Annotated in this window: 10 protein-coding genes; 5 read left to right on the top strand and 5 right to left on the bottom strand. The window is 57.8% G+C overall.

Features of this window, described 5'->3' with window-relative positions; genetic code table 11:
• Positions 1-15 precede the first annotated feature (15 nt).
• Positions 16-843, top strand: a complete 828-nt coding sequence (gene dapD / locus SHM7688_RS04110; RefSeq protein WP_058238711.1) for a 2,3,4,5-tetrahydropyridine-2,6-dicarboxylate N-succinyltransferase — start codon at positions 16-18, stop codon at positions 841-843.
• 71 nt (positions 844-914) lie between these two features.
• Here the strand turns inward: dapD and SHM7688_RS04105 are convergent, their stop codons facing one another.
• A complete protein-coding gene (locus tag SHM7688_RS04105; RefSeq protein ID WP_223229156.1) occupies positions 915-2087 on the bottom strand; it encodes a transporter substrate-binding domain-containing protein in 1173 nt (390 codons plus the stop codon).
• A 21-nt stretch (positions 2088-2108) separates the two neighbouring features.
• On the bottom strand, positions 2109-3689 hold the full coding sequence (locus SHM7688_RS04100; RefSeq protein ID WP_058238710.1) for a choice-of-anchor L domain-containing protein: 1581 nt from the start codon (positions 3687-3689) through the stop codon (positions 2109-2111).
• Positions 3690-4013: 324 nt separating this feature from the next.
• Between SHM7688_RS04100 and SHM7688_RS04095 the strand changes: the two genes are divergently transcribed.
• The gene (locus SHM7688_RS04095) at positions 4014-4379 is read left to right on the top strand and encodes a DUF8846 family protein (RefSeq protein WP_058238709.1); all 366 of its coding nucleotides are present in this window, start codon (positions 4014-4016) and stop codon (positions 4377-4379) included.
• Here SHM7688_RS04095 and SHM7688_RS04090 read toward each other — a convergent pair whose 3' ends face one another.
• Positions 4380-5489 carry a Hint domain-containing protein gene (locus SHM7688_RS04090; protein WP_058238708.1) on the bottom strand — a complete coding sequence of 370 codons (1110 nt, stop codon included), beginning with the start codon at positions 5487-5489 and terminating at the stop codon, positions 4380-4382.
• On the bottom strand, positions 5486-7051 hold the full coding sequence (locus SHM7688_RS04085) for a Hint domain-containing protein (RefSeq protein WP_058238707.1): 1566 nt from the start codon (positions 7049-7051) through the stop codon (positions 5486-5488). The genes SHM7688_RS04090 and SHM7688_RS04085 overlap by 4 nt, the downstream gene beginning before the upstream one ends.
• A 290-nt stretch (positions 7052-7341) precedes the next feature.
• On the opposite strand from SHM7688_RS04085, the gene dapE reads away from it, so the two are divergent.
• The 3 genes from dapE (at position 7342) to rnr (ending at position 11438) form a co-directional block, all read left to right on the top strand.
• Positions 7342-8487, top strand: a complete 1146-nt coding sequence (dapE, locus tag SHM7688_RS04080) for a succinyl-diaminopimelate desuccinylase (protein WP_058238706.1) — start codon at positions 7342-7344, stop codon at positions 8485-8487.
• Positions 8488-8509: 22 nt separating this feature from the next.
• A complete protein-coding gene (locus tag SHM7688_RS04075; protein WP_058238998.1) occupies positions 8510-9058 on the top strand; it encodes a TIGR04282 family arsenosugar biosynthesis glycosyltransferase in 549 nt (182 codons plus the stop codon).
• A gap of 109 nt (positions 9059-9167) precedes the next feature.
• Entirely contained in the window at positions 9168-11438 is a 2271-nt protein-coding gene (gene rnr, locus SHM7688_RS04070; protein ID WP_144432479.1) for a ribonuclease R, read from the top strand.
• Here rnr and SHM7688_RS04065 read toward each other — a convergent pair.
• The gene (locus SHM7688_RS04065) at positions 11419-12153 is read right to left on the bottom strand and encodes a glutathione S-transferase family protein (RefSeq protein WP_083498907.1); all 735 of its coding nucleotides are present in this window, start codon (positions 12151-12153) and stop codon (positions 11419-11421) included. The two genes, rnr and SHM7688_RS04065, sit on opposite strands and share 20 nt — an antisense overlap.
• Between the last annotated feature and the right edge of the window lie 68 nt (positions 12154-12221).

Raw genomic sequence — 12221 nt, 5'->3', positions numbered from 1 at the left:
CGGAGCCTTACCAATATGTCGAATGCCCAACTGGAACGCGCCATCGAAGCCGCATGGGATGCGCGCGATACGATCACATCTGCCACCACCGGCGAAACCCGTGAAGCGATTGAAGACACGCTGAACGCTCTGGACAGCGGCAGCCTGCGCGTTGCGGAAAAGCTGGAGAGCGGCGACTGGCATGTGAACCAATGGGCCAAGAAAGCGGTTCTGCTCGGCTTCCGCATCAAGGATATGGAGCTGCAGGACGGCGGCCCTCAAGGCTCCGGCTGGTGGGACAAGGTTGACAGCAAGTTCAAAGGCTGGGGCGAAAACCAATGGCAGGCCGCAGGCTTCCGCGCCGTGCCGAACTGTGTTGTGCGCAAATCCGCCTTTATCGCGCCCGGTGTGGTGCTGATGCCGTCTTTTGTGAATCTGGGGGCCTATGTTGATGAAGGCACTATGGTCGACACATGGGCCACAGTTGGCTCCTGTGCGCAGATCGGCAAAAACGTGCACCTGTCCGGCGGCGTTGGCATTGGTGGCGTGCTGGAGCCGATGCAGGCTGGACCAACCATCATTGAAGACAACTGTTTCATTGGGGCGCGTTCTGAGGTTGTGGAAGGCTGTATCGTGCGTGAAGGCTCCGTGCTGGGCATGGGCGTCTTCATCGGTCAGTCCACCAAGATTGTGGATCGGGAAACCGGTGAAGTGATGTATGGCGAGGTGCCGCCGTACTCGGTGGTTGTTGCGGGTTCCATGCCGTCCAAGAACGGTGTCAGCCTCTATTGCGCGGTGATTGTGAAGCGCGTGGATGCAAAAACCCGCTCCAAGACAGGCATCAACGAGCTGCTGCGCGACTAAACCCCGGCGTGATGAATGACATTGAAAGCCCGTCTGCTGTGTCAGGCGGGCTTTTGTTATGTGGCGGGCTGCTATCGGCGGAATGTGGCCCCAAACCACTTTTCCAGTAGCGTGTCATAAGTGCCATCTTCGCGCAGTTTTAGCAGCGATTGATCAATCGCTTCACGTAGGGCGCTGCCGGTGGGCAGGGCGATGCCGTAGTTTTCCGGGCGATAGACGCGCTCAATCAGCCGGGCAGAATTGCGCGCCTCATTGCGCACAAAATAGGCGAGGATGGGGCCGTCAAACACGGCAGAGTCGATGGTGCCCTGTTGGAAAGCGGCGAGCATGTCTTGCGGTGTGGTGTAGGCGCGAAACCGAATGTCACGGGTATCAAGGAAGCGCGCACTGGTTGAGCCTTCGACAGAGCCGACATTGCGCCCATCCAGATCATTGATGGAGTCGACGGAGTCATGCAGCACTTCGACGGTCACGGCTGCGGTGATGGTGGCCACAAAGACCGACACCACAAAGAGGCTTGAAATCACCAGAAGCACCGCGAAAAATCGCCCCGGACGGGATTGTGGCATGCGCTCTTCAAAGCCGCCGTTCACCACCAGATTGAGCGCCCACCAGAACGAGGGGAAAAGCGCGTCTTTGGCGGGGCGATCAAAATAGGTCTGATGGTGTCTTTCAAAGACCCACATGATCATACCGCCACCAAACAGCAGCCCCATGGCCACCAAGATGGCGGTGAGGATTTCACGGGTGAGCAGACCACCAACACGGGCCAGCGTGCCTGTTTCGGCGGGCATCAGGATTTGAATGCCGCTTTCAAAGATCGGCTGGCTGAAATCCATGATGGTTTCGCGAGAGGCGGTGATGGAGATATTGGCAATCGCCCCATCGACCGTTCCGCTCTGCACCACCTCCAGCATATCGGCGAAACTGTCTTGGGCGACAAAGCGGATGTTCATGCCCAGATCATCTCCGATGGCGCGCATGAGATCGATGCTGAAACCGGCTGGTCCTGACTCTTCGAGAATTGCAAAGGGGGGCCGATCCACCGTCGCAAAGACAAGTGTTTCGCCTGATTGCGCCCAGGCGGGCACAATCAGTTGGAGACATGTCAGAAGCGTGAAGAAAGCGACGGCAAGGAAGCGCATGGTCAGTACCGGGATTGTTCCGGCTTTCCCTTGCGCGCCTTTTTGCATTGGGTCAACCGCCGGAATGCCAGACCTTGGGGCACATGGCGCAAAAGCCACGCAATCACCCCCGCTTTGAGCCTATGCGGCCGTTATAAGCGCTTGCGCCTCAAAAGCGCGCAGGGAGATACGGGCAGACGGACCATAGCCGTATCCCATGAGCGCATCGGTGTTTGGCATCAATCGCAGAATTTCATCGCGGGTTTCGAGATCAAAGCTGTCCAGAGTTTCCTGCCCCGGATGATAGCTTTCGCTGTCCAAACCATTGGCGCGCACGATTTCATGGCGTTCAAACAGCAGGTGCACATAGGTCACTGGCGCGCAATCCTCGCGAATAGTGATGGAAGCGCCGTTCACCAGATCTTTCGCCTTCACCAGCACTTCGGACTCGCCAAATAGCATCGCAGCGCGTGAAGATTTCAAAAGAATGCGGTGATTGGGAGAAAATTCAACCGCGTCATGTGTGCCAAGTGCGCCCTTGGCGAAGTGAATGGGCGCGTCTTTGCCCATTGCTATGCGTGTGCTGGTTCCGATCCATACCAAGGATTGAAACCCGTTGTCACGAGTCAGCACTTTCATACCCGATTTGAGCTCTTCGACCTGCACGAGCCCCGATTGGGTGACAATTTTTGTGCCAGCTACAAAGCAGGGCGCCGTTGTGGTCGTTACTTTTACAAAGCCGGTGTCGGTGTTGCCCTCTGAATCTTCAACTTGATAGGTGAAGACGTTGGTGCCCAGATCGTCGTCGGTGGTGATGGAGAGCGTGCCATCCGGATTGAGGGTCACAACCTCGCCAGTGGCCAGTGTGACGCTGTCGCCTGCGCTGACTTCCTGACCGTTGATATGGGTGATTGTCAGCGTGGCCCCGTCTGGACCTGTATCATTTGAGAGCACATCCACAGTGCGTGTCGCACCACTGCCAATGTCCACGGCATCATCTGTGGCAATCAAGGCGGATTGCACCGAATTTCCGGCGATCAACAGATTTGAATCGTAGCTGCGGTCGCCGATGTCGGCAATGCCGATCTTGATCGTGTTCACTTCTCCTGCCTTGACCGGTGCTTTGAGGGTGAGCGTGATGGTCAACCCATCCATTTCGGTATTGGCCACTTCGCCAGAAGCGGGGTTGTCGATATAGAGGTTGCTGTTGTCCTCAGTGTTGATGTTGTCGATGGTGATATCGCCATCCCCCACAGTGAGTGCGGCGGGTTCGCCATTGACCCAAATGCCGACCGCGTCGTTGAACCCGGTATCGACCCATTCGAGATATTCTTCGGAAGAAAACACCACCTGCATGGTCAGCGTGTTGCCTTCGGGTACGAAGCTGGCTTCCAGAACTGCGGCGTCATAGCTTTTGCCACCACCGAGCTCGCTCAGGTCTTTGTCACCTTTGGTGTACATACGCCCGGTTGTACTGTGAGAAATATTCGCATCACCAGAGCTGTTGGTGACAGAAGCGGCGCGTCCAGTGGACAGGATTACGCCGGTATCTGACGGCGTCAGTGCGGATGCGACGTCATCGCCATCAGAGTAAATGCCAGATGATTGGCTATGCCCAGTGTAACTCGCAGACTTGATTTCTATCCCAGTGCCGAAAATTGCTTCGGCCATTTCCATATCGGTTGCATGTGTATCAATTGGGAGTTCGGACGCAGTCGGCATAGTGCTCTCCGTGGTGATCTATAAAATAGTTGGTGCCCCTGATACTTTGGGGCCTTGCGTCCTCATCTGTTTTTTAAGCGCTGCTCAGCAAGCCGACGGCTGGCTTTTGGGAAAGTGCAACTCTTAAGGCGTGCAATGCGACGCAATGTACTCGCGAAGATTGAGAGCGAACCCTTTCAAAAAGGTGACTGACCACTTTGGAGGAGGGCGGAATAGTATTTAAAACTTGATAGAGTGGAGCTTGCTCAGCGTCAGTATTGGGCCAGGAGTTGACCGGCAACCCCGGCGCGCGTTAAGGGCTCAGTCATCAGGAAAGGCGTGAACATGACCACAGAGAAGAAAAAGAAAAACCGTCAACAGGTCTACACGCTGTTGGTGCAGGTTGGGCGCAAGGATGGCGATGGTCTGCCGGAAGAGGCCACCGGTGGTGCTTTGATGATCTATGCCAGTGGTGTGGATGAAGCGGAGGCCGTGCGCGAGACCGTGGCCATTCTCAAGCAGGCAGACCTCAACCCGTTGGACGTGACCGGATATGGCACCATTGAAGAGCGTGAAGCCCAGGGGCATGAAATTGATGGTCAGGAACGGGAGCTGATGCAGCGGGCGTTGGATGAAAACTCTGTGGTTGTTGCCCAGATGACGCCTTTCTTCCATGGGGAAGAAAGCGAAAGTGAACAAACCGAACATTGATCATGCGGCGCGTTGAGCCGCCAAGGTGAGCGCGTCAAATTCTCGCAATTCAGGATAGGCCGCGCGGGCATGTTCAGGGAGACGTGCGCTTGAAAACTGCCACATCATACTTGCGCGCAGGATGTCACGCCGTCGACGCAGACGCCCTATGTTGAGACTCTCCACAAAGGTACCTGCGGCCAGAATGGCTTCGTGATCTGGCAGTAAGAACTGGCAATAGGTGGCCAGTGGCAAACGGCTGCCGCGCGTGGCGGCTTTGCCATGCAGCAGATGGCCTGCGGGCACCAAGACATGCTCTGCGCCAAACATGTATTCTACACGACTTCCGCCGATGACCAGCCGCTGTACCGGGCTTGTGACAATATCCTGTGACAATCCGAAATAGGGCGCACGCAGGCGGATGGGAGTGAATTGACCGGCAGCAGGCACGGTGCGGATGACCTTTGCCAAGATCGGAACCAGCGCTCCGGAGGCCGTCTGTACCACGTCACCGCGCTGCAAACGCCCCGCCAGACGATAGCCATCTGCTGTCATGATAGGAACGTCTGCCGCAAGGCTGGGCATGGGCCCGATGGGTTCGATGCGGTTTGAGGTGGCCAGAAAGGACATGTCACTGGACATGACGCGCGCGCCCTCGGTTTGAATGCAGGTCTTCATGTCTTGCAGGCTCAGGGCCACAGGGTCTTCAAGGGTGCGCTGTATGACGCGGAAGGTGCCGGGTTGTTCCACCGTCAACCGACCAAGCCCATGGGAGGTTTCCCATGAATAGGTCACGCGCAGCACATCCGCCCGCCCGCCTGTATCCAGATTGACGGCGGCGTGGCAGGTCTTGCCGCCCTTGTGGATCACCAGCACAACGCCGCCCCCCGGCACCGCCTGCAACGTCAGCCGGAAACCTGTGCCATCGGGCGAGGTGACACCCAGCAAGGTCTGCGGCCGATCATAAGGTGACACATGGGTTTCCGCCACGAGACTGCCTTGTCGCAGAGGTACATTGGAAGCTATTTGGTGCGCAGGCAGCTGTTCTGCGCTCTGGTCGTTGCACAGCTGCGCAAGACCGTCAGGGGCGAACCAGCTGTTTTGCCCATCTGTCAATCCGATCCAACTCATTCCGCAGCCCAGTTGCTGAGGGCGGCCACTTCGTAGGCGCGCAGACCACGGCGAGCCATTGGCCCATAGCCGGTGCCGGTGTGCATATCCATTTCCGGGAAAATGGACGCGATTTCCTCTACGATCTCAGGTTCAAAGCTGGCTTTCGTTTGAGGGCCGGGCAGAAAGCTTTCAGTGGCCAGCTTCTCGGAAAATACGATCTGATGCTCGTCAAAGAGAATATGTACGTATTCCACGGTGCCGCCAGAAACACGGGTGACGGTGGTGTCGTTCACCAAATCCCGGGCGGCCACAAGCACCTGCTCTTCGCCAAACAACAGCTCTGCCCAGGCATCTTGTACCAGCACCCGGTGTAGTGGCGACAGCGCCAGCGCACGATGCTCTCCAAAGGTATTGGCGGCAATGTGGATGGGCGCCAGTTTGCCTTCTGCGGGCACTTCACGGCGGCCGATCCAGCGGATGGGCTGCGGACCATTGTCCAGTGTCTCTACCAGATCGCCAATTTCAAGGCACTCCACCGGCACTTCGCCATTGGGGGTGCGAATAAAGGTACCTGCGGTGAAGCAGGGGGCCTGATTGACGGTGACAAACCCCACATCCGTGGTGCCGTTGCCATCATCCACCGTATAGGTGAAGTTGACCACCTCTGTATCATTGTCCCCCACCAAGGTGAGGGTGCCATTGCCATTCACGGTGATCTGTTGGCCGCTGGGCAGGGTCACGGTGGACCCGGCGCTCACGGGTTGGCCCAGAATATGGGTGATCGTAAGGCTGTTGCCGGTGTTGTTCACATCATTGGCCAAGATATTGACCGTGCGTGTGCCGTTTAGGCCCAGATTTATGGTATCTGTATTGGCGACCAGAGATGTCTGTACGGACCCGCCTGCAATCAGCAGGGAACTGTCATAGCGATTGTCGGACACATCCGCGATCACGATCCTCAGATCATTGACCCCTTCATTGATGTTGAAGGTCAGGGTCATGGTCTGTGTGAAACCGTCCATCTCGGTGTTGTAGATGCCGCCGGTATTGTTGACAAAGAGGCTCTCGTTTGTACCCGCGTTGATGTTGCGCGGGTCGACATCGCCATCGCCAATCGCCAGCGGCACATAGCTCCCGTTGATCGAAACCGCGACAAAATCCTGATAGACAGAGTTTGTGAACTCTGGATATTCCTCAGAGGCAAAGACAAACTGCATGGTCATCTGACCGGCCTCAGACGCCTCAAAAGACACGTCCAGATAAGAGGCGTCAAAGGTGCGCGCACCGGCCAGCGCATTGAACTCCGGATTGTCATCTTCACCGTTGGTGTTTGAGGACCGATTGGTGCGCTGGTTGAATGCCCCGTTGCTGTTGGTGAAATTTGTGGCACGGCCTGTGGATAGAATCACGCCTTCGTCGCTGGGCGTGACGCCCGGAGAGATCGTATCGCCATTGGTGTAGATGCCTGACGATGAGTTCTGAACATTGATACTGGCATTCAGGATGGTAACGTCATCCCCAAAAATCGTTTCCGCCATCTCTATTGCGGACGCGTTTGTGTTCACTGGCAATCTGGGCATGTCGCGCGCCTCCCTCTGCCAAAGGCACGCCACGCAACCGACCACGCCCAAACAGGGGCGCGTTCTTATAGATTCCCGCGCATGTCCTGCTGCGCTTTGAGGGGATCTTTGGCTTTGAGAAGCCGTACTGCTGGTGACCTGCCTCGGTCGTTTGTTATTGGCTTGAGTAAACCTCAGTTTTTGGCATTTGTTAAGGGCAGCGCACCGCTTTGTGTCCGAATTGTGGCTTTCGGGCCAAGCGGGCTTGTGCCACAACCCACAACAAACACCGCGAGAGACAGAGGATATCCATGCGCCAGACAGACGCCGCTTCATTGACTGCAGAGTTGATTCAATGCCCATCTGTGACGCCGGAAGAGGGCGGCGCTTTGACCTTACTTGAAAGGTATCTCTCGGAAGCGGGGTTTGATTGCACACGGGTGGATCGGGGCGCGGTCTCCAATCTTTTTGCCCGTTGGGGCGACAAGGGGCATGCGCGGTCTTTTGGTTTTAATGGACACACCGATGTGGTGCCGGTCGGAGACGCGGCCGCCTGGAGTGTGGACCCGTTTGGGGCCGAAATCAAAGACGGTATCATGTATGGTCGTGGGGCCACGGATATGAAATCCGGCGTGGCGGCTTTTGCGGCTGCGGCGATCGATTTTGTCTCTAACACACCGCCAGACGGTGCCATTATCCTCACCATCACCGGCGATGAAGAAGGTGATGCCATTGATGGCACCACGGCGCTTCTCGATTATATGGAAGGCGCGCAGGAGCAGATGTCTGTCTGTCTTGTGGGGGAGCCAACCTGCCCCAATGAGATGGGGGAGATGATGAAGATCGGGCGACGCGGCTCCATGACCGCCTACTTCACTTTCACCGGCGTGCAGGGGCATTCGGCCTATCCGCATCGTGCCAAGAACCCGGTGCCGGTGATGGCGCGGCTGATGGATCAGCTTGCCAGCCACGAACTTGACACAGGCACCGAGCATTTTGACGCCTCCACATTGGCCGTGGTCACGATGGACACCGGCAATCCCGCCACCAATGTGATCCCCGCAGAGTGTCGCGCGACGCTGAACATTCGCTTCAATGACGCCCATTCCGGGGCATCCCTGACGGCCTGGATGCAGGGAAAAGCAGAGACTATTGCGGCCCAAACTGGTGTTTCAGTGGATATGAAAGTCACGATTTCCGGGGAAAGTTTCATTACCCCACCCGGCGCGCTGTCTGATCTGGTGGGCAGGGCGGTTGAGGCCGAAACCGGCCGCCGCCCAGAGCTCTCAACCTCCGGGGGCACGTCAGACGCTCGTTTTGTGCAGCACCACTGCCCAGTGGTGGAATTTGGCCTTGTGGGCAAAACCATGCATCAGGTGGATGAACAGGTGCCTGTGGATCAAATTCAGCAGCTCAAAGCCATCTACAGCCGGATTCTCAGTGACTATTTCAGCTAAAACACGCCCCAATATTGTGGTGATGATCAAAGAGCCCCGGCCCGGACGTGTGAAAACCCGCCTGGGGCGTGACCTCGGTATGATAGCAGCAGCCTGGTGGTTTCGCCATCAATCCGCGCAGCTTCTGCGGCGTCTGGAGGATCCGCGCTGGCGGCTCATTCTGGCGGTGGCGCCAGATCACCGGGGGTTGACCTCGCGGGCGTGGCCCTCGCATCTGCCGCGTGTGCCACAGGGGCAGGGCGATCTGGGCGCACGCATGGCGCGCCAGTTTAAAACTCTGCCGGGCCCGACATGTGTGATCGGCGCAGATATCCCCGGCATCACGCCGTCTCATATTGCGCAGGCGTTTTCGGCGCTGGGCGACCATGATGCGGTTTTCGGCCCGGCCCCGGATGGCGGCTATTGGCTTGTGGGGCTGAAACATGCGCCCAAGGCAGGCCTGTTTGAAAATGTGCGCTGGTCCACAGAACACGCGCTTGCAGACAGCCGCGCTTCGCTGAAAGATGCAAAAATTGCCACCATCGCCACATTGGCAGATGTGGACACCGTCGCCGATCTTACCCGGCTCTGATCTTCATTTGACCAAAAATATCCCGGGGATGAATTGGGCCGTTGGCCCAAGAAGGGGCTGGCCCCTTCCATTCCCGCGTGACCTTATGCACAACCCGTGTTAGGGCCGGATTATGCCCATGCCTTCCAAAGAAGAAGTCCTTGAGTGGATTTCCGAGAACCCGACCCTCACTTCCAAACGTGACATCGCCAAAGCTTTTGGCATCAAAGGTGCTGCGCGGATTGATCTCAAACGCCTGCTCAAAGAGCTGGAGGCGGAGGGACATCTTCAGAAACGCCGCAAAACCTACCGCGATCCGGAAAGCCTGCCACCTGTCACCGTGTTGCAGATCCTGCCGCCGGATGCGGATGGCGATCTTTTTGCGCGCCCATTGGAATGGCATGGCGAAGGGGACGAACCCAAGATCCATGTGATTCCACGCGCTTCCGATCCGGCCTTGGGGGCCGGGGATCGCATTCTGGGGCGGCTGACAAAGCTGGACGAGGGTGAGATCGCTTATGAAGCGCGTCTGATCCGGCGCATTGGCACCAATCCACGCCGCGTTTTGGGCCTGTTCCGCAAGACCGCTGAAGGTGGGCGCATTCTTCCGATTGATAAGGGTGATGGCAAAGAATGGTCTGTGGCCTCTGATCAGAGCGCAGGCGCCAAGGATGGCGAATTGGTTGAGGCCGAGCAATCCGGGCCTAAGGGGCGGCTTGGTTTGCCGCGCGCCCGTGTGGTGGCGCGTATTGGGGATCCGACTGCGCCTAAGGCGGTGTCGCTGATCGCCATTCACCAGCATGGCATCCCCGATACTTTCCCTGATGAGGTTGTTTCAGAGTCTGATCAGGCCAAACCCGCGCCTTTGGGCACACGGGAAGATCTGCGTGACATGCCGTTTGTCACCATTGATCCGGCAGATGCGCGCGATCACGATGATGCCTGTTGGGCCCATGCGGATGATGATCCCAAGAATGCAGGCGGGCATGTGCTTTGGGTCGCGATTGCCGATGTGGCACAGTATGTGACACCGGATACAGCGCTGGATCGTGAGGCGCGCAAACGGGGCAACTCAAGCTATTTCCCGGATCGCGTTGTGCCTATGCTGCCAGATCGGCTCTCTGGTGATCTCTGTTCTTTGCATGAAGGCGTGCCACGGGCCGTTCTGGCCCTGCGCATTCAGATTGATGCGCATGGCAAAAAGATCGGTCACCGTTTCACACGGGCCATGATCCGCTCTGTGGCCTCACTCAACTACGGCGAAGTGCAGCAGGCGCAGGATGGGCAGCCCAACGCGCGCTGTGCGCCTCTGATGGAAGAGATCATCACGCCGCTTTATGCGGCCTATGCGGCGCTGAGTAAGGCCAAAGCAGAGCGTCAGCCGCTGGCCTTGGACCTGCCGGAGCGCAAGATTGAGCTATCAGACAAGGGCGATGTGCTGTCGGTCAATTTCCGTGACCGCTTTGATGCGCATAAGCTGATCGAAGAGTTTATGGTGCTGGCCAATGTCTGTGCCGCAGAAACATTGATTGCCAAGAAATCCCCACTGCTGTTCCGCGTGCATGAAGAGCCCAGTCCGGAAAAGCTCAATGCCCTGCGTGATACGGCGCAGGCGGCGGGGTTGACCCTGGCCAAGGGGCAGGTGCTGCAAACCCGCCACCTCAACCAGCTGCTGGATGCGGCCGCAGGCACGGAACAGGCGGAGCTGATCAATCTGTCCACTCTGCGCTCCATGACACAGGCCTATTATGCGCCGCAGAACTTTGGCCATTTTGGTCTGGCGCTGCGGGCCTATGCGCATTTCACATCGCCCATTCGGCGCTATGCGGATCTGATTGTGCACCGCGCTCTGATCACGGCCCATGGCTGGGGGAGTGATGGCTTGAGCCCGGAGACGGTTGAAAAGCTGGAAAACACTGCGCAGCATATTTCAGACACGGAACGGCGCTCCATGCTGGCAGAGCGCGATACCACCGACCGCTATCTGGCGGCCTATATGTCAGAGCGCATCGGCAATGAGTTTACCGGACGGGTCAGTGGCATTGCGCGATTTGGCGTCTTTGTGAAGCTGGATGAAACCGGTGCGGACGGGCTGATTCCCATGCGTGAGCTGGGGCGGGAATATTTCCATTTTGATGCGGAAACCAACACGCTGACAGGCTCTGATACGGGGATTGTGATCGGATTGGGACAGCGCGTGACGGCGCGGCTGACCGAAGCGGCGCCTGTGACGGGAGGCATTGCGCTGGAGCTGATCTCGCTGGATGGAGAGCTTGTCAAACGCGCGGGCCGTGGCGGCGGTAAGGGGCGCGGGCGTGGGGGTCCGGTGCGGCGCAAGGCCGCCAAGGCAAAGCACAAGGCGGCCAAGACCAAACGCAAAGTCACTCGGCGGCGGAAGTGAGCGCCGCCATGTGGCGTGTCATATCCGGGTAGATCGCGGCCCGCACCCGTGCGACATAGGGTGTGAACGTGGGCTTGGCGGCCACGGCGCGACGCAGATCTGTCTCGGCGGGCAGCCGTTGGATCATGTCCAGCACGGGCGCAATTGTGGCATCTGCCGCGCTGGGTGTCGGGCCAAAGAGAAACTCTTGACCGCCCAGTTGTGTCTCTATTGCGGCCAAATCCTTGTCAAAACGGGCCTGCCGATCTTGAGGTGAGAAACGCGCAATCCCCTGTGCCATGAGGGCGGCGCGCACGCTGTCTTGGGCCTGAGCGGCGAGCGTGTCGCGCAGCTCACTTGGCGCTTCGGCAAAAAAGGCTTCCCGCATGATGGCCCAGACATCCGGATGCATCCAGCGGTCATGCACCATGCCCAGAACAAGGCTGTTTTCGACCATGGTTTTCAGCGCATGGGCGTGATTGATGTCAACTTGTGACAGGCCGGGATAGAAATCGGCACCCCGCGCCGCGAGAAAGTCTTCGATGTTGGAACTGTCCGGGATCAGACGGTCTTCAAACCGCAGAAAGGGCAGTTTGCCCAGCGGCCCCACGGTAACATCGGTGGTGTATTCTGGCTGCCAGTCTTCGCCCGCCATTTCCAGAAGGCACAGCGCTTTCAGACAGAAGGGGGAATAGGTGGGCATGGTGGCGTCGCCGGGGAACATTACGAGATGCATGGGTTTCTCCTTGGTCAAATGATGGTGACGGAGTAACCGGCCCTCTTGTCATTTTTTGTCAGCATGGT

Source organism: Shimia marina (assembly GCF_001458175.1).
GTDB classification, from domain to species: domain Bacteria; phylum Pseudomonadota; class Alphaproteobacteria; order Rhodobacterales; family Rhodobacteraceae; genus Shimia; species Shimia marina.
The sequence above is the reverse complement of the archived record's forward strand: the minus strand, read 5'-3'. Positions and strand labels throughout refer to the sequence as shown.

Bases quoted from the DNA above. Each gene is read 5' to 3' on its own strand.
- dapD (WP_058238711.1), top strand. From the start codon at position 16: ATGTCGAATGCCCAACTGGAACGCGCCATCGAAGCCGCATGGGATGCG.
- SHM7688_RS04065 (WP_083498907.1), bottom strand. From the start codon at position 12,153: ATGCATCTCGTAATGTTCCCCGGCGACGCCACCATGCCCACCTATTCC.
- SHM7688_RS04090 (WP_058238708.1), bottom strand. From the start codon at position 5,489: ATGAGTTGGATCGGATTGACAGATGGGCAAAACAGCTGGTTCGCCCCT.
- SHM7688_RS04075 (WP_058238998.1), top strand. From the start codon at position 8,510: ATGATCAAAGAGCCCCGGCCCGGACGTGTGAAAACCCGCCTGGGGCGT.
- dapE (WP_058238706.1), top strand. From the start codon at position 7,342: ATGCGCCAGACAGACGCCGCTTCATTGACTGCAGAGTTGATTCAATGC.
- SHM7688_RS04085 (WP_058238707.1), bottom strand. From the start codon at position 7,051: ATGCCCAGATTGCCAGTGAACACAAACGCGTCCGCAATAGAGATGGCG.
- SHM7688_RS04100 (WP_058238710.1), bottom strand. From the start codon at position 3,689: ATGCCGACTGCGTCCGAACTCCCAATTGATACACATGCAACCGATATG.
- SHM7688_RS04095 (WP_058238709.1), top strand. From the start codon at position 4,014: ATGACCACAGAGAAGAAAAAGAAAAACCGTCAACAGGTCTACACGCTG.